The organism is Actinokineospora sp. PR83 (assembly GCF_021056305.1).
GTDB lineage: Bacteria > Actinomycetota > Actinomycetes > Mycobacteriales > Pseudonocardiaceae > Actinokineospora > Actinokineospora spheciospongiae.
Genome location: NZ_JAJCXD010000057.1, coordinates 1 through 21094, shown reverse-complemented (window position 1 = coordinate 21094; position 21094 = coordinate 1). Strand labels below are relative to the sequence as shown.

The 21094-nt window shown below is 72.8% G+C and carries 17 protein-coding genes and 1 pseudogene; 6 read left to right on the top strand and 12 right to left on the bottom strand.

The window, feature by feature from the left end; genetic code table 11:
- Positions 1-963 precede the first annotated feature (963 nt).
- From L6E12_RS19825 to L6E12_RS19815, 3 genes are read left to right on the top strand one after another with little or no spacing between them, the layout of a single operon-like run.
- Positions 964-3690, top strand: a complete 2727-nt coding sequence (locus L6E12_RS19825; RefSeq protein ID WP_308075063.1) for a DEAD/DEAH box helicase — start codon at positions 964-966, stop codon at positions 3688-3690.
- The gene (locus tag L6E12_RS19820; RefSeq protein ID WP_236229416.1) at positions 3683-4510 is read left to right on the top strand and encodes an SWIM zinc finger family protein; all 828 of its coding nucleotides are present in this window, start codon (positions 3683-3685) and stop codon (positions 4508-4510) included. Before L6E12_RS19825 ends, L6E12_RS19820 begins: the two co-directional genes overlap by 8 nt.
- Complete coding sequence (locus L6E12_RS19815; RefSeq protein WP_236229415.1) at positions 4507-5544, top strand: DUF2293 domain-containing protein; 1038 nt, start codon at positions 4507-4509, stop codon at positions 5542-5544. The genes L6E12_RS19820 and L6E12_RS19815 overlap by 4 nt, the downstream gene beginning before the upstream one ends.
- A 514-nt stretch (positions 5545-6058) precedes the next feature.
- On the opposite strand, the gene L6E12_RS19810 is transcribed toward L6E12_RS19815, so the two are convergent.
- The 6 genes from L6E12_RS19810 to L6E12_RS19785 form a co-directional block, all read right to left on the bottom strand.
- Entirely contained in the window at positions 6059-6940 is an 882-nt protein-coding gene (locus L6E12_RS19810) for a neutral zinc metallopeptidase (protein ID WP_236229414.1), read from the bottom strand.
- A 45-nt stretch (positions 6941-6985) separates the two neighbouring features.
- On the bottom strand, positions 6986-7348 hold the full coding sequence (locus L6E12_RS19805; RefSeq protein WP_236229413.1) for a VOC family protein: 363 nt from the start codon (positions 7346-7348) through the stop codon (positions 6986-6988).
- A 132-nt stretch (positions 7349-7480) separates the two neighbouring features.
- A complete protein-coding gene (locus tag L6E12_RS19800) occupies positions 7481-8050 on the bottom strand; it encodes a hypothetical protein (protein WP_236229412.1) in 570 nt (189 codons plus the stop codon).
- A 90-nt stretch (positions 8051-8140) separates the two neighbouring features.
- Complete coding sequence (locus L6E12_RS19795) at positions 8141-10942, bottom strand: vitamin B12-dependent ribonucleotide reductase (RefSeq protein ID WP_236229411.1); 2802 nt, start codon at positions 10940-10942, stop codon at positions 8141-8143.
- Positions 10943-11093: 151 nt separating this feature from the next.
- Complete coding sequence (nrdR, locus tag L6E12_RS19790) at positions 11094-11570, bottom strand: transcriptional regulator NrdR (RefSeq protein ID WP_236229410.1); 477 nt, start codon at positions 11568-11570, stop codon at positions 11094-11096.
- A gap of 453 nt (positions 11571-12023) precedes the next feature.
- Positions 12024-12506: a LysM peptidoglycan-binding domain-containing protein gene (locus L6E12_RS19785; protein ID WP_236229409.1), complete on the bottom strand. Its 483-nt coding sequence runs from the start codon at positions 12504-12506 to the stop codon at positions 12024-12026.
- 279 nt (positions 12507-12785) lie between these two features.
- Here L6E12_RS19785 and lexA point away from each other — a divergent pair, with 279 nt between their 5' ends.
- The gene (lexA, locus tag L6E12_RS19780) at positions 12786-13499 is read left to right on the top strand and encodes a transcriptional repressor LexA (RefSeq protein WP_374201912.1); all 714 of its coding nucleotides are present in this window, start codon (positions 12786-12788) and stop codon (positions 13497-13499) included.
- Between the two features lie 73 nt (positions 13500-13572).
- On the opposite strand, the gene L6E12_RS19775 is transcribed toward lexA, so the two are convergent.
- The 3 genes from L6E12_RS19775 to L6E12_RS19765 all read right to left on the bottom strand — a co-directional run bounded on the left by L6E12_RS19775 (position 13573) and on the right by L6E12_RS19765 (position 16658).
- Complete coding sequence (locus tag L6E12_RS19775; RefSeq protein WP_374201911.1) at positions 13573-14637, bottom strand: hypothetical protein; 1065 nt, start codon at positions 14635-14637, stop codon at positions 13573-13575.
- Between the two features lie 8 nt (positions 14638-14645).
- A complete protein-coding gene (gene hflX / locus L6E12_RS19770) occupies positions 14646-16097 on the bottom strand; it encodes a GTPase HflX (RefSeq protein WP_374201910.1) in 1452 nt (483 codons plus the stop codon).
- A 93-nt stretch (positions 16098-16190) separates the two neighbouring features.
- On the bottom strand, positions 16191-16658 hold the full coding sequence (locus L6E12_RS19765; protein WP_236229485.1) for a transcriptional regulator: 468 nt from the start codon (positions 16656-16658) through the stop codon (positions 16191-16193).
- Between the two features lie 106 nt (positions 16659-16764).
- Between L6E12_RS19765 and L6E12_RS19760 the strand changes: the two genes are divergently transcribed.
- Complete coding sequence (locus L6E12_RS19760; protein WP_236229408.1) at positions 16765-18000, top strand: MFS transporter; 1236 nt, start codon at positions 16765-16767, stop codon at positions 17998-18000.
- 85 nt (positions 18001-18085) lie between these two features.
- Here the strand turns inward: L6E12_RS19760 and dapF are convergent, their stop codons facing one another.
- Genes dapF through L6E12_RS19745 form a run of 3 tightly spaced genes read right to left on the bottom strand, consistent with a single transcriptional unit; the run spans position 18086 to position 20550 of the window.
- Positions 18086-18916 (bottom strand): diaminopimelate epimerase, encoded by an 831-nt coding sequence (gene dapF / locus L6E12_RS19755; RefSeq protein ID WP_236229407.1) that lies wholly within the window; start codon positions 18914-18916, stop codon positions 18086-18088.
- Between the two features lie 9 nt (positions 18917-18925).
- Positions 18926-19828: a tRNA (adenosine(37)-N6)-dimethylallyltransferase MiaA gene (miaA, locus tag L6E12_RS19750; RefSeq protein WP_236229406.1), complete on the bottom strand. Its 903-nt coding sequence runs from the start codon at positions 19826-19828 to the stop codon at positions 18926-18928.
- Positions 19825-20550 carry a hypothetical protein gene (locus L6E12_RS19745; RefSeq protein WP_236229405.1) on the bottom strand — a complete coding sequence of 242 codons (726 nt, stop codon included), beginning with the start codon at positions 20548-20550 and terminating at the stop codon, positions 19825-19827. Before L6E12_RS19745 ends, miaA begins: the two co-directional genes overlap by 4 nt.
- Positions 20551-20786: 236 nt before the next feature.
- Between L6E12_RS19745 and L6E12_RS19740 the strand changes: the two are divergent.
- Positions 20787-21094, top strand: a pseudogene (locus L6E12_RS19740) (hypothetical protein); the annotation flags it as partial.

Genomic DNA, 21094 nt, shown 5'->3' with positions numbered 1-21094 from the left:
GAACTGGCCCAGCGACTCGGCTTCGCCTTGGTCGCCGGGGCGGCCCACGCCGCCCCGGCGACCGAAGCCGCGGAAGCCGCCCGGGGCGCCGGGGGGCTCCCGGCGGCTGGTGGTTCCGGCCGGGTCGCCGGGGTGGTCCCGGTGGCTGACGGCTTCGGAGGCACCGGTGGTCCGGGGCCCGAGTCGCACGGGGCTGTCGGCGGCGAGCCGGGGGCTGGGGCACGTGGAATCGCCGGGGGCGAGCCGGGGAACGAGTCGCCCGAGTTTGTCGGTGACAAGCCTGGGACTGGGGTATCCGGCAACGCCGGAGACGGCTCCGGGAACGGGCCGCTCGGGACTGACGGGGGCACGTCGGGGGATGAGTCACCCGGAGTTGCCTGCGGCGAGACGGAGGCTGGGGCACCCAGAGCTGTCGGGGACGGTCCGGGGAACGGATCACCCGGGGCTGTCGGAGACGAGCCCGGGGATGGGGCATCCGGGGTTGTCGGAGACGAGCCGGACGGTGAATCGTCGGGGGCTGTCAGCCGCGAGCCGGGGAGTGGGTCATCCGGTGCTGTTGCCGGTGGGCGGCGCGGCGCTGGCGGGGATGGGTCGGTGCCGGGGGAAGTCGGTGCATCCGGGACCTGCCTTGTGTCCGGGGCGTCCACAGTGGCCGGGGATGCCCCGGGGGCTGGGGCACCTCGAACCGGTGGGCGAGCACCGGAGGCCGAGGGAGCCCGGGCGGCCGGAGCGGTCCCGGCGGTCGCGCTGACCAGCCTCAGGCCGGGGTCTGGTGTCGGTGGGCCGGTATCGGTGGGCCGGGGGTCGGGGACCGGTGCCGGTGGGCCGGTTGCGGTGGTGCGGGTGGTGCGGGTGTTGTTGCCGTCCTATCCGTCGGCGCCGGTGGCTTCGCCGGAGTTGGTGCGGGATCCGTTGGGGGCGGGGGCCGCGCCTCGGGGGGCAGTGCGGTTGGCGCCGTGGTTGGTGCCCGCTCTGGTGGTGCCCGCGGCGGTGGCGGCGGGGACCTTCGACGGGGAGGACGTGCGGCCGGGTGCGGCGGTGCGGTTCCTCGGGCGGCTCGCCGCGCTGGCGGAGGACTTGGTGTCCCGGGGGCGGGTGCTGCCCGCCATCGCCGCTGAGGAGGCGGGGCCCGCGGCGCGGTGGCGGCCCGCGTTGTCGGGGGCCGACTCGGCTCGGTACGCGCGGCTGGGTGAGGCGTTGCCGCCCGCGCTGCGGGCTGAGCAGGTCGATCCGGGGCTGTTGGAGGGGCGGATCGGGGAGGAGGTGTTGCGCGACCTGCTCGACGGGATGGTCGACGGGATGGTGCGGGCCCGGTTGGCGGGGGTGCGGTTGGCGCCGAGCGGGCGCTTCGCCGCCGACGAGGCGGCCGGGGCGTTGCTGCGCGGGCTCGTCGGGGATCCGTCGCTGGACGCGGCGGCGGAGCGGGTGCGGCGGCTAACCGGGGTGTTGGACACGTGGGCCGCGGGCGCCGAGCACAACGGGCCGGTGCGGGCGTGTTTCCGGTTGCGCCCGCCCGAGGACACCGAGGAGCACTGGCGGCTGGAGTTCCTGCTCCAGGCCGCCGACGACCCGAGCGTGCTGGTGCCCGCCGCGCGGATCTGGCACGGCGATCGGGGCGGGGTGCTGCGCCGGTGGGTGGCCCGCCCGCAGGAGGTGCTGCTCACCGACCTGGGCCGCGCGGCCCGGGTGCTGCCCGCGCTCGACGCGGCGTTGCGGGAGCGGCACCCGGTGGGGCTGGACCTCGACACCGCGGGCGCCCACGACTTCCTGACCCGGGCGGCGGCGCTGGACCAGGCGGGGTTCGGCGTGCTGGTGCCGACGTGGTGGAAGCCGTCCTCCGCGGTCGGCCTCAAGCTGACCACGACCAGCCGGGGCACCGCGGGCGCGGTGAGCCGCACCAGCGTGCTGGGCCGCGACGAGCTGGTGGACTACCGGTGGGAGGTGGCGCTGGGCGAGCTGACGTTGACCGAGGAGGAGCTGCGCGAGCTGGCCGAGGCAAAGGTGCCGCTGGTCAAGGTGCGCGGGCAGTGGGCGCAAGTCGACCGGCGCAGGCTCGCCGCGGGGCTGGCGTTCCTGGAGAGGGCGGGCTCCGGGCGGATGTCGGTGGGCGAGGTGCTGGAGGTGGCCGGGCTGCCCGCCGACGACGAGACCTTCGGGGTTCCGGTGGTCGGGATCGGCGGCAGCGGCTGGGTGTCGGACCTGCTGGCCGGGCGGGTGGAGAACGCGCTGGAGCCGCTCGACCCGCCGCCCGGGTTCGGGGCGGTGCTGCGGCCGTACCAGCGGCGCGGGCTGGCGTGGCTGGCGTTCCTGGACGGCCTCGGGCTGGGCGCCTGCCTGGCCGACGACATGGGCCTGGGCAAGACCGTGCAGCTGTTGGCCCTGGAAGCGCTCAAGCGCCACGGCGAACGGCGGCCGCCGACCCTGCTGATCTGCCCCATGTCGCTGGTGGGGACCTGGTTGCGCGAGGCCCAGCGGTTCACCCCGGACCTGCGCGTCCACGTCCACCACGGCGCCGACCGGGCCACCGGCGAGGCCCTGGCCGGGGCGCTGGGCGGCGCCGACCTGGTGATCACCACCTACGCCCTGGCGACCAGGGACGCCGCCGAGCTGGCCGAGCTGACCTGGGACCGGATCGTGCTCGACGAGGCGCAGAACATCAAGAACAGCGCCGCCCGGCAGTCGCAGGCGGTGCGCGGGCTGCCCGCGCGGCACCGGGTCGCGCTGACCGGTACGCCGGTGGAGAACCGGCTCGCGGAGCTGTGGTCGGTGATGGACTTCGCCAACCCGGGTCTGCTCGGGCCGCTGAGCAGGTTCCGCGCCCGGTACGCGGTGCCGGTGGAGCGGCACGGCGACGAGGACGCCGCCGCCCGACTGCGGCGGATCACCCGGCCGTTCGTGCTGCGCCGGGTGAAGACCGACCCGACCGTGATCGACGACCTGCCGGACAAGCTGGAGATGAAGCAGCTCTGCACGCTCACCGCGGAGCAGGCCTCGCTGTACCGGGCCGTGGTCGACGACATGCTGGAGAAGGTCGCCGAGAGCGACGGGATCCAGCGCAAGGGCCTGGTGCTGGCCACCATGACCAAGCTCAAGCAGGTCTGCAACCACCCGGCGCAGTTCCTCGGCGACGGTTCCCGGGTCGCCGGGCGATCCGGGAAACTGGCGCGGCTGGAGGAGATCCTGGAGCAGGTGCTCGCCGACGGGGACCGGGCGCTGTGCTTCACCCAGTTCGCCGCGTTCGGCGGGATGCTGGTGCCGCACCTGGCCGCCCGGTTCGACACCGAGATCGCCTTTCTGCACGGCGGCACCCCGAAGAAGCAGCGCGACCGCATGGTGGAGCGCTTCCAGTCCGGCGACGGCCCGTCGGTGGTGCTGCTGTCGCTCAAGGCGGGCGGCACCGGGTTGACGCTCACGGCGGCGAACCACGTGGTGCACCTGGACCGGTGGTGGAACCCGGCGGTCGAGGACCAGGCCACCGACCGCGCGTACCGCATCGGGCAGGGGCGGGCGGTGCAGGTGCGCAAGTTCGTCTGCGTGGGCACGCTGGAGGAGCGCATCGACACCATGATCGAGCAGAAGAAGGCCCTGGCGCAGCTCGTCGTGGGCGCAGGGGAGGGCTGGCTGGGCGACCTGTCGACCGACGAGCTGCGCGAGCTGGTCACCCTGTCGGGGGAGGCCGTCGGTGAGTGACGACGAGTGGTGGCGCGACGCCCCGGCCAAGCCCGTCATCCGGGTCGAGGACGGGGTCCGCGCCCGCAGCCGGCGCGGGGAGATCGCGCGGTCGTGGTGGTCGCGGCGGTTCCTGTCGGTGCTGGAGTCGCTGGGGCTCAGCGGGCGGCTGGACCGTGGCAAGCGCTACGCGCGGCAGGGGCAGGTGCTGAGCCTGTCGCTGTCCAAGAGCATCGTGGTGGGGCAGGTGCAGGGCACCCGACCGGAGCCCTACCGGGTGCGGATCGTGGCGCGGGCGTTCACCGACGAGCAGTGGAAGCAGGTGGAGCAAGCGCTTGCGGGGCAGGCGGTGTTCCTGGCGAAGCTCCTCGCGGGCGACATGCCCGACGACATCGAGGCCGTCTTCGACGGGGTGGGCCTGCGCCTGTTCCCGGACGACCTGCAGGACCTGTCGATGGACTGCACGTGCCCGGACTGGCAGGTGCCGTGCAAGCACCTCGCCGCCGCCTGCTACCTGCTCGCGGAGTCGTTCGACACCGACCCGTTCGAGATCCTGGCCTGGCGCGGACGGGGCAGGCAGGAACTGCTGGACAACCTGCGCGGGTTGCGCGAGCGCTCCGGCCCGGCACCGGCGGAGGAACGCGAACCGCCGCTGTCGGAACTGCTGGAGGAGTTCTGGGGTCCGCCCACCACTCCCCCGGCGCCGGTGGCGCAGCCCGCCGTGACCGCGCCCGACGCGTTGCTGGACCAGTTGGACGCGCTGCCGGTGATCGTGCGCGGCAAACCGTTGGTGGACCTGTTGCGCCCGGCGTACCGGGCCATGGTGGAGGAGTCGGAGTGAGTGCACGGCTGGATCGCCGGGTGGCGGCGATCGCCGAGGAGTTGGTGCGGCGCAAGAAGGTCGTGTCACCACTGGACGTGGTGACCGGTCTGGGCTGGGTCAGCGGCCGGGTGGTGCAATCCTGGGAGCTGGGGAAGACACCGAGCCTGGACGCGGTCGCGGCGGTTCCCGCCGAACGCCTTGCCGAGGCGGCTGCCTGCCTGGCGAAGTGGGCATCGGACCGGGGTCTGCTCCAGTCCGATGTGGAGTACCTGTCCGGCACGCGCGACCGGCGCCCGCTGCGCTTCACCGCATCGGGTGACGCGGCGGTGGAACGGTTGTTCACGGCACAGTGGACCGATCCGACCCTGCCGGAGGCGAGGCGGGCCCGGGTCACGGCGCAGAAGGCACCGGAACTCATGGTCTTGGTGGCCGAGCGGCCGTGGTACTGCTCGCAGTGCCGGGAAACCGGGGAGTTCCACTTCGTCGAGGACGAACTGCCGGTGTGCCTGGACTGCGCGGACTTCGGGCACCTGGTGTTCCTCCCGTCTGGGGACGCGGCGTTGACCCGGCGGGCGCGCAAGGGCAGTGGGCTGGCCGCGGTGGTGGCCCGGTGGAACCGGTCGCGGAAGCGGTACGAGCGGCGGGGGCTGCTGGTGGAGCGGGCCGCGTTGGAAGCGGCCGAAGCCTCGTGCCTGGCCGACGGGGAGGCGCGCGAGCGGCGGCGGGTGCGCGACCGGGACCGGCGGGCCGTGCAGGACGTGGAGTTCCAGGCCGCGTTCGCCGAGCGGATCGGCGAGTTGTTCCCGGGGTTGGCGGCCGAGCGGGCGCGGGCGATCGCCGAGCACGCGGGAACGCGCAGCAGTGGGCGGGTGGGGCGATCGGCGGCGGGGCGGGCGCTGGACGAACACGCCGTGACGCTGGCCGTGGTGGCGGCCATCCGGCACGAGGAGACGGAGTACGACTCGATGCTGATGGCGGGGGTGGCTCGGGCGGAGGCCCGGGAGCGGATCCGCGAGGAGATCGACCGGGTGCTGGCGTTGTGGCGGGGGTGATCGCAGTCTCTTGCCGCTTGGATCGGGGCGTGGTGTGCGGCGGTTCTGCGATCAGGGCATGTCTTGCAAGCCTGGGTCTTGGTGGGTGTGCCCGGGTGGGCGGGGTGCTCGGCTGGGCGTGCCCGCGTTCAAGCCCGGGTTTGGCTGGTGTGCCCGGCTGGGTGGATGTGCTTGGCCGGGGCCCCTACGGCGATCATGCGGCCCAGCGTGACAGGGTGGGGCTGAAGGGATGCCCCACAGCCAGGACAGGCTTGCACACGATCGCCACCCCCACCCAAACACATCCACCCACCCGGGCAGTTGGGTAGCCGGACCGGCGGTTTTCGGGGTGGCCGGTTGTCGCTGCGCCGGTGGGGTTCAGGTGGCTGGTGCTCGGCCAGCGGTCTGTGGGGTGGGCGGCCGACGGTCTGTGGGGTGGACGGCTGGCTTTGCAGACAGGCCCTGGATCGGTGGGTGCTCCGGCGTGGGCGGGCGGCGCCGGGTTCGGCTTGGTGCCCGCTGGTGTCCCGTCCCGCTAGTTGACCTCGGCGTTGGGGGCGGTCCAGGTGTCGCAGGCGTTGGTGTTGCGGCCTTCGAAGCCCCGGGTGGCCCAGCGGGCCTGGGTGTCGGGGGCGCCGTGGGTGTCGGTGCCGGAGGTGTCGGCGAAGCTGCGGAGGGCTTCGTCGCCGAGGGTCGTGGTGATCGCGGCGCGGCCGATGGCGGCGGCGAGGAACAGACCCGCGAAGCAGTTGGCCTGCAGTTCGGTGCGCCTGCTCAGGCGGAGGACCTCGGCCTCGTCCACACCGGACTCCAGTTTCGCGGAGTCGTCGAGGATGCCGCTGAGCGACTGGACGTGGTGGCCGTACTCGTGGGCCAGGACGGCCAGGTGGTAGGCGGGTTCCGGGCCCGCGTCGCGCAGCAGGCGCGTCCGGGGCATGTAGATGGTGGTGTCGCGGGGGCAGTAGAAGGCGGTGGCCTCGTCCTCGGCCGGGGCGAAGCCGCACTTCGCCGAGGGGCGGTCGCTGACGTTGAGGTATGGGGCGGTGAACGGCAGGCCGGTGGCGCGCAGGGCGGGGCGCCACGCCTCGTCGAGGCAGCGGATGCCCGCCAGGTAGTAGGCCCGTAGCTGGTCGGGGCCGGTGCTGAAGACGGGCAGCGCGCAGTCGACGGCGGGCAGGGTGGCGCCGGGGCTCAGCAGTGGGTTGGCGGCGACCTCCTCGGGGGTGACCGCGCCTGCCCGGTTGCGGGCGCCGGGGCCGTCCTCCCCCACCGCCAGCGCCGTCCCCGGCACGACCGTGGTGAGGCCGCGCGACACCACCCGGCCCACCACGGCGATCAGCAGCGCCCCGACCATCACGGTGACCAGCACGGCCACCAGCACGACCGGTGAGTTGCGGCGCTCCGGAGGACTGTTCATGACCACCCCAGCGTCAGGTTCCCCGATCCGCCGCCGAGTCTACGGTCAGCCGCTCTGGACGCAGAGGCAGAACGGGTGACCGGCCGGGTCGAGCAGGACCCGCCAGGTCTCACCGGGCTGGAACTCGGGCTTCGCCGCCCCCAGTTCCAGGGCCCTGGCCTCGGCCGTGTCGAGGTCGTCGACGTAGAAGTCCAGGTGGTAGCGCTTGGCGTCCGGGCTGTCGGCCGACCACTGCGGCGCGACGTACCCCTCGACCCGGCCGAAGCCGATCGGGGCGCCCTCGCCGGTGATCATCGCGTACTGCTCCTCGCTGTGCGCGACCTTCCACCCGAGCAACTCGCTGTAGAACACGGCGAGAGCCTGCGGGTCGGGACAGTCCAGGCTGACCATGGCCAGGCTCGCGGTCACGGGACACCTCCGGGGTTTCGAGTGCTGACGGACACCCATCCTGGCACCGGGGACCGACATCCCGCTGCGACACCCCGGATCTGCGCACACACCGGGAACCACACGCCAACCACCGCGGCAGCCGGTGAACCATCACCCGAGCGAGCCCGGTTCCACCCCGGCCAGCACCAGCGCGAACCACCGGGCGACCTCGTGCTCGTACGGGAACGCCTCGGTGAGGTGCGCCGCGGCGGCCCTGGCCCGCCCCTCGTCCTGGACCAGGCCGTGGCGCCCCGGTTCCACACCCACCACCTGCCGCGCGGAGTCGACCAGACCACCCAGGCACAGCCAGGTGTGGAAGGACCCGCCGTCGGGCCCGACCGGCTCGAACCCCAACGGCGCCCCGGCCAGGAACGGTGCCCGCCGCCGGAGCCGGTCCCGCAGGTCGGGGTCCCAGCACGCCTCGTCCAAGTCCTCCACCAGCCCGTCGACGTCGGCATCGGCGACCCCGACCGCGAGGACCCGGGTGCCCGGGTACCTGCGCACGAGTTCGCCCGCCACCTCCGCCCCCACCGGCGAAGCGGACCACTCGTCGAGCTCCCGCACGTCGACCAGGCAGTTGCTCACCGACGTGATCTCACGGCCCACCAGGGCGCGATCCACCCAGTCGGCACCCACCACCGGATCCGCGACCACGTATCCAGCCAGGACGTAACCCTCCACCGGGCCAGTGTCCCCGGGCCGAGCAGGCCCGGACAAACGAAATCCGGCGGGGGAGGGCGATGTGCCCTCCCCCGCCGGAACCGTCACAGATCAGCTGCAGCCGGAGGTGGAGCCGCAGCCCTCGCAGACGTAGCAGGAGCCCGCGGGGCGCATCTTCGTGCCGCAGGTCATGCACAGCGGGGCGTCGGCCGCCTTGCCCAGGTGCAGTTCCAGCAGCTCGGTGGAGCTGTGGGCCGCGGTGGGCTTGGCCTCGACCTCGGTCGTCGGGGTGGCGTCGACCGTGGTGCGGAGGGCTTCGAGGTCGACCTCGGAGCCGGGGGCGTAGTCCACGGCGACCTGGGCGGAGCGCTCGTCGGCGGTGAAGATGCCGAGCTGGGCGCGGCTCTCGTACGGCAGGTAGTCCAGGGCGAGCCTGCGGAACAGGTAGTCCAGGACGCTGGTGGCGATGCGGACGTCCGGGTCGTCGGTCATGCCCGCGGGCTCGAAGCGGAGGTTCTGGAACTTCGAGACGTAGAACTCCAGCGGGATCCCGTACTGCAGGCCGACCGAGATGGACATGGAGAAGGCGTCCATCACACCCGCCAGGGTGGAACCCTGCTTGCCCAGCTTGACGAAGATCTCGCCCAGGCCGTCGTCCGGGTAGGACCCCGCGTGCAGGTAGCCCTCGGCACCGCCGACGGTGAACGAGACCGTCTGGCTGGGGCGCTTCTTGGGCAGGCGCTTGCGGACCGGCCGGTACTCGATGACCTTCTCCGGCTCGGCCTTCGCCGACGCCGCGTTGCCCTTGCCCGCCGACAGGGGCTGGCCGACCTTGCAGTTGTCGCGGTAGATGGCGAGGGCCTTGATGCCCATCTTCCAGCCCTGGAAGTAGATGTCCTCGACCTCCTCGACGGTGGCCGACTCCGGCATGTTGACCGTCTTGGAGATGGCGCCGGACATGAACGGCTGCACCGCGGCCATCATCCGGACGTGGCCCAGCGGGGCGATGGAGCGCTCGCCCATCGCGCAGTCGAACACCTCGTAGTGCTCGCGGCGCAGGCCGGGGGCGTCGACCACGTGGCCGTGCTCGGCGATGAACTCGACGATGGCCTCGACCTGCTCGTCCTGGTAGCCCAGGGCCTTGAGGGCGCGCGGCACGGTCTGGTTGACGATCTGCATCGAGCCGCCGCCGACCAGCTTCTTGAACTTGACCAGCGCCAGGTCGGGCTCCACACCGGTGGTGTCGCAGTCCATCATCAGGCCGATGGTGCCGGTGGGGGCGAGCACGCTGGCCTGCGCGTTGCGCCAGCCGTTGGCCGCGCCGATGAGCAGCGCGTTCTGCCACTCGCGGGTGGCGATCCGCTGCACCTCGGAGTCGAGGTGGTCGTAGGTGCGGATGAGGTCGTTGGCGGCGGCGTGCTTGCGCATGACCCGCTGGTGGGCGTCGGCGTTGCGGGCGTAGCCCTCGTACGGGCCGACGACACCCGCCAGCTCGGCGGAGCGGCGGTAGGCGGTGCCGGTCATCAGCGAGGAGATGGCCGCGGCCAGCGCCCGGCCGCCCTCGGAGTCGTAGGCGTGGCCGGTGGCCATCAGCAGCGCGCCCAGGTTGGCGTAGCCGATGCCGAGCTGGCGGAACTTGCGGGTGGTGTCGGCGATCGGCTCGGTCGGGAAGTCGGCGAAGCAGATCGAGATGTCCATCGCGGTGATGATGATCTCGACGGCCTTGGCGAACCGCTCGGCCTGGAAGACGCCGTCGTCGCCGAGGAACTTCATCAGGTTCAGCGACGCCAGGTTGCAACTGGAGTTGTCCAGGTGCATGTACTCGCTGCACGGGTTGGACGCGGTGATGCGGCCCGACTCCGGGCAGGTGTGCCAGGCGTTGATGGTGTCGTCGTACTGGATGCCGGGGTCGGCGCACTCCCAGGCGGCCTTGGCCAGCTTGCCGAACAGGGACTTGGCGTCGACCTGCTCGATGATCTCGCCGGTGGTGCGCGAGCGGAGGCCGAACTGGCCGCCGGACTCGACCGCGTGCATGAACTCGTCGGACACGCGGATGGAGTTGTTGGCGTTCTGGTACTGCACCGAGGTGATGTCGGAGCCGCCCAGGTCCATGTCGAAGCCCGCGTCGCGCAGCACGCGGATCTTCTTCTCCTCCTTGGCCTTGGTCTCGATGAACTCCTCGACGTCGGGGTGGTCCACGTCGAGCACGACCATCTTCGCCGCGCGCCGGGTGGCGCCGCCGGACTTGATGGTGCCCGCGGACGCGTCGGCGCCGCGCATGAACGAGACCGGGCCGGAGGCGGTGCCGCCGGAGGACAGCAGCTCCTTCGACGAGCGGATCCGGGACAGGTTCAGGCCCGCGCCGGAACCGCCCTTGAAGATCAGGCCCTCTTCCTTGTACCAGTTGAGGATCGAGTCCATCGTGTCGTCCACCGCGAGGATGAAGCAGGCGCTGACCTGCTGCGGCGAGGACGTGCCGACGTTGAACCACACCGGGGAGTTGAAGCTGAACACCTGGTGCAGCAGCATCCAGGTCAGCTCGTGCTCGAAGATCTCGGCGTCCTGACCGGACTGGAAGTAGCCGTGCTCGATGCCCGCGGCGACGTACTTGCCGACCACGCGGTCGATCAGCCTGCGCAGGGAGTTCTCGCGCGCCGCGCTGCCCGCGGCGCCGCGGAAGTACTTGCTGGTGACGATGTTCGTGGCGTTGACCGACCAGAAGTCCGGGAACTCGACGCCGCGCTGCTCGAAGTTCACCGTGCCGTCGCGCCAGTTCGTCATCACGACGTCGCGGTGCTCCCAGGTCACCTCGTCGTAGGGGTGCACTCCCTCGGTGGTGTGGACGCGCTGCACGCGCAGCCGCTCGCGCGGCGCCCCGCCGCGCTCGGCCGTGGTCTCGACGGTCTCGGTCATGACCGTTCCCTCTCGTTCGTCAGTCCGCTGCTGTGCTGTGGCCACGGCCGTGCTCGCCGTCCGCTGCGACCCCGTGCTCTTGCTGTGGTCCCCGCTGGTGTTCCCGCCGCGGGGGTGGGGCGGCGCCGAGCGCCGTCGCCTCGTCTGCCGCCTACTGCTCATCCTGTTCCGCCGCCCCGTCCGCCATGGCGGCGCGGAGGTCGGCGATCTCCTTCTCGAAGTCCTCCACCGAGGAGAAAGACCGGTACACGCTGGCGAAGCGCAGGTACGCCACCCCGTCGAGTTCGCGCAGCGGGCCCAGGATCGCCAGGCCCACCTCGTGACTGGGGATCTCCGCGCTGCCGGTGGCGCGGATGGTCTCCTCGACCTTCTGCGCGAGCAACTGGAGCTGGTCCTCGTTGACCGGCCGCCCCTGGCAGGCCCGGGCCACGCCGCGCACGACCTTGTCGCGGCTGAACGGCTCGGTCACCCCGGAGCGCTTGACCACGGCGAGGATCGCCTCCTCGACCGTGGTGAACCTGCGCCCGCACTCGGGGCACGACCTCCTGCGCCGGATCACCTGGCCGTCGTCGACCTCCCGCGAGTCCACGACCCGCGAGTCGGCGTGACGACAGAACGGACACCGCACCGGCCTACCCCTTTTCCCTGTCCCTGCACCCGGCCACCACGACCACGGATGGTGATCAATCTGTGGACAACCCTGTGTACAACTGCCACAACCTGTGGACTACTTACAGGGGTGTAACTACCAGATGTTGTGGTGGACAGTAGAGGGCACCACCAGAGAAGACAAATTGGCGCGCCGCCGTGTTCCCGGGAAATCCGCTACCACGCGTGACTCGACCAGGGCATGCAGGGGCCCGGGAGTCACCGGTACGAGGCCTCGACGCCGCGGTACCCGGCGGCGACCTGCCAACACACCCGAAGCGGTCATCGACCGACAGCGGACAGTCCCGCATCGCCGACCACGGACCGTGAATACACCGAGGAGTGACCCCGGCCACCCCGGCCCGCGCGAGTGGGCATGATCATGCCAGGTCGCGGGAGCGTCGACACCGCGGTCGACCGAAGTGGGAACGGGTCAGCGCGAGAACGGGACCGTGAGCGGCTGGCCGGACCGCAGGGAGCTGTCGGGCAGCCGGTTCAACTCCCGGATCCTGGCGACCACGGCGGCGTTGTCGCTGCCGGGGGCCATCCGCGCGGCCACGTCCGACAAGCCCTCCCCGGGCTGCACGCGGACCACCGTGGTCGTCACCGGGACGTCCGCGCCGCCCGCGACCGAACCCGCGAACAGGCCGAGGCCGTAGACCGCGGCGGCGGCGAGGGAGGCGAGGCCGAGCAGCACGGGGACCGGCACGGGTCCCCGCCGGGCACAGCGGGCCGGTGCCACCACGCGCGGCGCACCGACCGCCCGCCTGCGCGTCGGCGGGCGCAGCCGACCCTGCCCCGAGCGGCGCGCGGGGCGGTCGAGCGGCGGCACCGGTATGGTCCGCGCAGGGGTGGTGAGCTGCGCGTACTCCCCGCCGGCGGGGATGACCGACTCAGCCGCAGGCGCTGCCGCCATCGCTGCCTCCTCGAACTGTCGTTCGATCGAACGTCCGTGCGAATGTCTACCACCCGGAACCGGTGGAATTCCAGACCCGCCCGGCGTGTCGCTCGAACAGGTGTTTGATCTCCGCAGGTCGGCGGACTACCGTCGGGTTCGGAGATGATCGACAGTTGATCGACCGGCGATCGGCTCGGACTCAGCCCGGCGCGCGATGCCGCGCCGGTACGCACGGGAGGCACAGCAGTGGCAGGCACAGGTGGTCGGAAGCCCTCGGGGGCGCCGAAGAGGAAGCCGTTGGCGGGGGGCAACGTGCGCAGCTTCCCCGAGCTCGACCAGACGCCCGACGGCGTGGAGCTGCCGCTGCGCCAGCGCCAGGTGCTGGAGGTCATCCGGTCCTGGGTCCAGCGCTTCGGCTACCCGCCCAGCGTGCGCGAGATCGGTGAGGCCGTCGGTCTGACCTCCACCTCCTCCGTCGCCTACCAACTGCGCGCGCTGGAGGAGAAGGGCTACCTGCGCCGCGACCCGAACCGCCCGCGAGCGATCGGGGTGCTCCCCGCGGACGCGGGCCAGGCGCGGCTGCGCGGCGAGCAGGTCGCCCCGGTGCTCATCGAGCAGGCCGACCAGGGCCCGGTGCCCGCCTACGTACCGGTCCTCGGCCGGATCGCCGCCGGTGGCCCGATCCTGGCCGAGCAGGCCATCGAGGACGTGTTCCCGCTCCCCAAGGAGCTGGTCGGCGAGGGTTCGCTGTTCATGCTCAAGGTCGCGGGCGATTCGATGATCAACGCCGCCATCGCCAACGACGACTGGGTCGTGGTGCGCCAGCAGCCGACCGCGGACAACGGCGAGATCGTCGCCGCCATGATCGACGGCGAAGCCACGGTGAAGACCTTCAAGCGCCGCGAGGACGGCCACGTGTGGCTGCTCCCGCACAACGACGCCTACGACCCCATCCCCGGTGACGAGGCCACCATCCTGGGCAAGGTCGTCGCGGTGCTGCGCAGGCTCTGACACCTGGGGGCCTGCGGTCACCCGGACACCGCAGGCCCCCAGTCGTGCCGCTGCCCGAGTGGACCTTGCCCGCCTACGAGCGCCGAACCGCCCGCCGGTGCATGACGAAGAGGATGCCGCCGACGGCCACGGCGGTCACCCCGAGCGCCGGGAGCGTCGACAACCCGTTGTCCTCGCTCGCCACCGCCTGCACCCCGTCTGCGGCAGCCGCGGCACCCTCGCTGCTCTTCGGTGCCGTTGTGGACCCCCCGCCCGCGGCGGGCGCGAGCGCCGCCGCGCCCGGGACCACCCGGATCGGCTGACCGACTCCCTCCGACGCCGAGACCAGCGACCCGTCCGGTTGGAACGCGATCGCCTCCCCCTGCTTCTCCCCCGCCAGCGGGATCCGAGCCGCTGTGCCCTTCAACAGCGCGGCGGCCACGTCACCACCGGGCGCCGAGAAGACGTACGCGTCGGTGTAGGTGCGCAGGGCGACGAGGTTCCCGTCGGCGCTGACCGACCCCCCGGTCACGGCCATCGAGCCGATGATCGGGTTGACGGGTCCACCCTTGGTGTCGGTCCCCTCGATCTGCACGGACCCGAGGTGTTCCAGCACGGTCGGTCCCGGGCTGCTCAGCGGACCCTTGGGCCGGTAGACGTCGGAGACGCCGAACGGGCTCTTGGCCACCAGGTACGGGACGCCGTTCTTGTCCACGAGCAGCGTCTCGGTGTCGTGCGCACCGTCCGGGTAGGTCAGTCGGTGGAGGGTGGCCTTGCCGCCGGGCGTGAGGGCGATGAGCGCCACCGTCTCGCGCTTGCCGCCGTTGTCACCGGTGTCGGACAACCAGAACGTGCCGTCCGCGCCGCGCGCGAGGTCCTCGACGTCGAACGGGTCCACGGGGCCGCTGATGACGTCTTGGACCTTGCAGGTCTCGCGGCTGAGGACGTAGACGGTCGACTTGGTGCCACCGTCGTTGACCGCGTACCAGTTCTCCCCGTCGGACACGAGCCCGGACAGCTCGTTGAGCCGCTTGTCGTTCATCACGCAGGCGTCGACCGGCGCGGGCTGCGCGGACGCCACCGCGGGCCAGAGCACGGCGAGTGCCGTGGTGGCCAGGGCGACGAGCACAGCCCGCACCGGGGTCGACGCGGGTCGCACCGCCGGGGTCAGGCCGACGAGCCGTTGACCGCGAAGCGCTCCAGCGCTCCCGCGAGGTCGGGCTTGACCTTGGCGTGCAGCGCCGTGCCCGTCTCGGTGTGCCGCTCGTCGAGCACCTCGCCCTCCCGGTGGACCCGGGCCACGACCTCGCCCCGGTCGTAGGGGACGAGGACGTCGACCTCGACGTCGGGCCGCGGGATGAGCTCGGCGATCCGCTCGCGCAGATCGTCGATGCCCTGCCCGGTCCGCGCGGAGACGAACACCGCGCCGGGCAGCAGGTGCCGCAGCCGGGCCAGCGCGATCTCGGTGCTCGCGTCGACCTTGTTGACCACCACCAGCTCCGGCGGCATCCGCGTGTCGCGGCGGTCGCCGATGTCGTTGAGCACCTCGCGCACGGCGGTGACCTGCCACTCCGGCATCGGGTCGGCGCCGTCGACGACGTGCACGACCAGGTCCGCGTCGGCGACCTCGTCCAGCGTCGAGCGGAACGCCTCGACGAGCTGGTGCGGCAGGTGCCGGACGAAGCCGACGGTGTCGGTGAGGGTGTAGACGTTGCCCTCGGCGGTCTCGGTGCGCCGGGTGGTCGCGTCGAGGGTGGCGAACAGCGCGTCCTCCACCAGCACCCCCGCGCCGGTCAGCGCGTTGAGCAGGCTCGACTTGCCCGCGTTGGTGTAGCCGGCGATGGCCACGCTGGGCACGTCGTTGGCCACCCGGCGGCTGCGCTTGGTGTCGCGGAAGGCGGACATCTCCTTGATGTCCTTGCGCAGCTTGGAGATCTTGTTCCGGATCCGGCGCCGGTCGGTCTCGATCTTGGTCTCACCGGGACCGCGCAGACCCACGCCGCCGTTGCCGCCGCCCGCCCGGCCACCGGCCTGCCGGGACAGGGTGGCGCCCCAGCCGCGCAGCCGGGGCAGCAGGTACTGCAGTTGGGCCAGCTCCACCTGGGCCTTGCCCTCCCGCGAGCGGGCGTGCTGGGCGAAGATGTCCAGGATGAGTGCGGTGCGGTCGACGACCTTGACCTTGAGCCGGGTCTCGAGCTGCTGCAGTTGCGACGGCGACAGCTCACCGTCGCAGATCACCGTGTCGGCGCCGGTCGCGCGGACGACGTCGGCCAGCTCGGTGACCTTGCCGGAGCCGATGTAGGTCGCCGGGTCCGGCCGGTCGCGCCGCTGCACCAGGCCGTCGAGGACCTCCGAGCCCGCCGTCTCGGCGAGTCGGGCCAGCTCGGCCAGCGACGACTCGGACTCCAGGGCCGTGCCCTCGGTCCACACGCCGACCAAGACGACCCGCTCCAGCCGCAACTGGCGGTACTCGACCTCGGTGATGTCTTCGAGTTCGGTGGAGAGTCCGACGACGCGCCGGAGCGACGAGCGCTCCTCGAGTTCGAGTTCACCGAGGGAGAGCTCAGCCGGACCGGTCCCGTCGCCGTGGATGTCGCGCTGGATGCTTTCCTCAGTCACGTGGTGAACCCGTCCTTCGTGTCGGTTGCCATGCCTGCCCCGCGAGGGGCCGTACCTCCATCTTCCCACGATGGCGCTCCCATTTCGACCTGGTTACCCACCGGGGTAGAGCGCGACGTAGACGGCGGTCCGCTCCGCGCCCGGGCGCGGGGTGCGCCGGGCGAACTCCTCCAGCAGCTCCCCGACCCGTACCGCCAGCTCCGCGCGGGTCTCCGCGTCGACCTGCACGACCAGGCGGGACTGGTCGACGGAGGCGATCCCCACCTCGGTCACCTCACCCAGGTAGGCCTGCAACATCGCCTCCGCCACGCCCACGTCCTCACGGGGCAGCCGCAACTGCCAGGACAGCTCGGTCGACCGGTACGGGATCTCCTTGGCACCCCGGGTGCCGCGGCGCTCGGGGAGGGCCTCCAGGAAGCCCGCGGCGTGGAGCCTGCGCACGTGGTGCAGGGTCGTGGCCGGGTCGCGGTCGATCCGCTGGGCGATCTCCTTGTTGGTCAGCGGGCGTTGGTGGGTCAACCGGAGGATGCGCAGCCGCACCGCCGACCCCAGGACCTGCATCTCCTCCGGGGTGGCAGGCCTGCGCGCTCGTTCCGTCACCTGCCCAGCCTAGGGCTGTGGACAGACCGATTGACAGTTTCCAATCAGTCGGGGGAACCTCTTCGCCATGACCACCACCCTCCGCGGGCACCAGGGCTTCCGACGGCTTTGGGCGGGCGACACGATCGCCCAGTTCGGCACGTCGATCGGCAACCTCGTGCTACCGCTGCTGGCGATCGCCGTGCTGCAGGTGACCCCGGGTGAGATGGGGGTGCTGACCGCGGCGGAGAACGCGGCCTTCCTGCTGGTCGGGCTGCCCGCCGGGGCGTGGGTGGACCGGATGCGCAAGCGGCCGATGATGATCAGGATGGACCTGGCCAGGGCGGTGCTGCTGCTGACCGTGCCGATCGCGGCCTGGGTCGGCGTGCTGACGCTGACCCACCTGGTGGTCGTCGCCCTGGGAATCGGGTTGTGCACGGTGTTCTTCGACGTGGGCTACCAGTCGTACCTGCCCGCGCTGGTCGGCCGGGCGCACCTGGTGGAGGGCAACGCCAAGCTCCAGGCCAGCCAGTCAGTGGCCGGGTTGGCCGGTCCGGCGCTGGGCGGCCTGCTCGTCCAGTGGCTCAGCGCGGCGGCGGCACTGGTCACGACCTGCTTCGGCTACCTGGCCTCGGCGCTGTTCCTGTCCCGGATCCGGTTGGAGGAGACCGTGGTCCGGCGGCCGGGGAAGCCGGACCTGCGCGCGGAGGTGGTGGAGGGGCTGCGGTTCGTGCTCGGCAACCGACTGCTGGTCGCCATCGTGGGGTGCACCGGCACGTCGAACTTCTTCAACGGCGTGGTGACCGCGGTCCACCTGCTCTTCCTGACCCAGGTGGTGGGCCTGTCGGCGGGGGCGGTCGGTGTGGTCGTGGGCCTGGAATCGGCGGGCGGGTTGCTGGGTGCCCTCATCGCCGGTCGGGTGGGCAGGCGGATCGGGGGTGCGCGGGCGATCTGGCTCAGCCTTGTCGTCACCATGCCGTTCAGCCTGCTCATCCCGCTGGCGGCGCCGGGGTGGCCGCTGGTGGTGGCGGTGGCGGGCTACGTGGTGGTCAACGTCGGGGTGCTGGTCTACAACATCTCGCAGGTCAGCTTCCGGCAGGTGATCTGCCCGGACGCCCTGCTCGGCCGGATGAACGCCAGCATCCGGTTCATCGTGTGGGGGACGCTGCCGTTGGGCGCGCTGGCCGGGGGTGCGCTCGGCGAGTGGCTGGGGGTGCGCACGACCCTGTGGGTGGGTGTCGTGGGGTGGGTGGCCGCCACGGCGTGGGTGGTGTTCTCCCCTTTACGCGGCATGCGCGACACCCCGGGGCAGGAGGTGGCCTAGGGAATCTTCGGCGGGCGTTCGCAGCGGGAAGCCCGGAAACTGCCCGGACCGGTGGCGAGGCCGGCGGTGGGTTCGGTCGCGCAGGTCAGACCTGGGCGTCCCACCAGGACTGGTCGAGTTCGCCCTGGGCGACGAAGACGGCCGGGCCGGTCAGGGTGCTGCCGGTCTCGGTGATCTCGACGGTGACCGTGCCGCCGGGGATGTGGACGGTGACCGTGCCGGTGGTGCGGTCCTGGGCCTCCAGTGCGGCAGCCGCGGCGGCGACCGTGCCGGTGCCGCAGGAGCGGGTCTCGCCGACGCCGCGCTCGTGCACGCGCATCCGGACCTCGTCGGGGCCCAGGGGTTGCACGAACTCCAGGTTGACGCCGTTCGGGAACGCCGCCCGGTCGAAGTCCGGCTGGGTGGTGAGGTCCAGGGTGGGCACGTCCTCGGTGACGCAGGCCAGGTGTGGGTTGCCGACGTCGATGCCGAGGCCGGAGTAGGTGCGGCCGGTGACCGTGGTGGCGGAGCGGCCGGTGCGGCGCACCGGTCCCATGTCGACGGTCACCTGCCCGTCGGGGCGGATGGTGGCCGGGCGCAGGCCCGCGCGGGTGCCGACCGGGACCACCGGGCCGTCGGCCAGGCCTTGGTCGCTGAGGTGGCGGGCGAAGACGCGGACGCCGTTGCCGCACATCTCGGCGAGGGAGCCGTCGGCGTTGCGGTAGTCCATGAACCAGACGTCGCCGTCGATGCCCTCGGGGGCGTCGGGCAGGGCCTTGGTGCGGACGACGCGCAGGACGCCGTCGGCGCCGAGGCCCCGGCTGCGGTCGCACAGGGCGCGCACCCTCGCCTCGGTCAGGTCCAGGTCGCCGTCGGGGTCGGGCAGCAGCACGAAGTCGTTCTCGGTGCCGTGCCCCTTGCGGAACTCGATCGCCACGGCACCAGGTTACGGCCGGGCGGCGGCGAGTGCGGCGGCGGCCAGGTCGGGGCGGGCGGCGTCGAGCCAGGTGATGCGACGGTCGCGGCGGAACCAGGAGCGCTGCCTGCGGACGAACCGGCGGGTGGCGCGGGCGGTCTCCTCGGCGGCCGCGGCCATCGGGGTGCCCTCGTCGAGAGCGGCGAGGACCTGCTGGTAGCCCAGCGCGCGCGAGGCCGTGCGGCCCTCCCGCAGGCCGCGGGCGTCGAGCGCGCGGACCTCCTCGACCAGGCCCCCGGCGAACATGCGCTCGACCCGCAGGTCGACGCGGGCGTCGAGTTCGGCCGGGTCGCGGTCCAGGCCGAGCAGGACCGTGCCGTAGCGGGGCGGCCCGGGTTTCGGCATGGTCGCCGAGAACGGCTCGCCGGTCAGCTCGATGACCTCCAGCGCCCGCACGACCCGCCTGCCGTTGCTGGGCAGGATCGCGTCGGCGGCCACCGGGTCGAGGCCGCCGAGCCTGCGGTGCAGCGCCTCGGCACCGACGGAGACGAGTTCACCCTCCAGCCGGGCCCGCACCGCCGGGTCGGTGCCCGGGAAGCGCAGGTCGTCGACGACGGCCTGGACGTAGAGGCCGGAGCCGCCGACCAGGATGGGCACCCGGCCGCGGGCGAGCACGTCCTCGACGGCCGCGCGCGCGTGCCGCTGGTAGGCGGCCACGGACGCGGTCTCGGTGACGTCGAGGACGTCGAGCTGGTGGTGCGGCACCCCGCGCCGCTCGGCCGGGGTGATCTTGGCGGTGCCGATGTCCAGGCCGCGGTAGAGCTGCATGGCGTCGGCGTTGACCACCTCGCCGCCGAGGCGCTCGGCCAGCTCGACACCCAGGTCGGACTTGCCGGTGGCGGTCGGTCCGACCAGGGCCAGGGCGGTGCTCATCCGGTCACCGGCGCCCAGACGGCCACGTGGTAGGCGACCCCGAAGGGCACGAGGGTGCGCGAGTGGGTGCCGCGCCAGCGCCTGCCGTCGGCGCGCACGGCGGCGGCCAGCACCTGCCACGGGGCGCGGCCGACCGCGCCCAGCTCGGTGGCCAGCCGCGCGTCGAGCCGGTCGAGGGCGTCGAGGTCGGCCGCGGCCAAGGCGCGGGAGACCGCGGCGTCGAAGTCGGCGGCCCGCTCGTCCGGCCTGCCGACCGCGTGGTCGCCGTGGCGGTGCGAGCCGTCGCCGAGGACCAGCAGGCCCACCGGGTCGGGTCCGGCCAGGTCTCCCGCCAGCGCGGCGCCGTCGTGGGCGCAGCGGGCGGGGTCCAGGTCGGCGGCGACCAGCCGCACGCCGACGTCCTCGGCGTCCGCTTGGCCGCGCAGCCAGGCCGCGACCAGGACCGGCAGCGGCAGCTCCGGGTCCGGCGCGGTGTGGTTCACCCGGGAGAGGGAGACCGGGACGTCGACGCCGAAACCGCGGAAGGTGCCCGACACCCCCGCGTCGAAGCACGCGGCGGTGGGGTGCGCGCCGACGGCGAGCCAGTGCGGTGAGCTGTCGGCCAGCGCCTTCGCCGCCTCGACGCACGCCGCGCGCACGACGGCCGCCCGCGGGTCGTCCCCACCGACCAGTTCCGGGACGACGAGGGGCGGCTGCGGCAGCACCGCGACACACGAGATCACGGTGGCGAGGTTACTGTCCGTCGAACTATCTTGGCCGCCGCAGCCCACGGATGGACGATTTACGGCACCATGATGACCACAGCGGCTCTCGAAGTACCCTGGCGCGTCCTGACCTGTTTGAATGCGCCCGGGTACGCCAGAGCCGCACGGCCCGTGGGCCGTACGCACAGTGCTGGGCCCCGCGCGAGCGGGGCGCCCGCGGGGTACGCGGGCAACGCAGGCGGGAGGAGCCGGGTATGATCGACAACAACGAGAGCGCCGAGGTGGCGGCCGAGGACGGCACCACCGCGACCCCGGACGCGGCCCCCGCCGCCGCGCCGGTCGACACCACCGCCACCGAGACGACGGCCCCGGCCGGGGCACCCGCCGAGACCGCCCCCGAGGCGACCGCGGACGACACGACCGACGACACGGCAGCGGGCGACGCGACGCCGGACGCGGCCCCGGCCGACGAGGCGGCCGCGAGCGAGCCGCCCGCCACCGCGCCGAGCCCGGCGCCGGTGAGCCCGGCCTCGATCAGCCCGGCCTCGGCGACCCCCGCGAC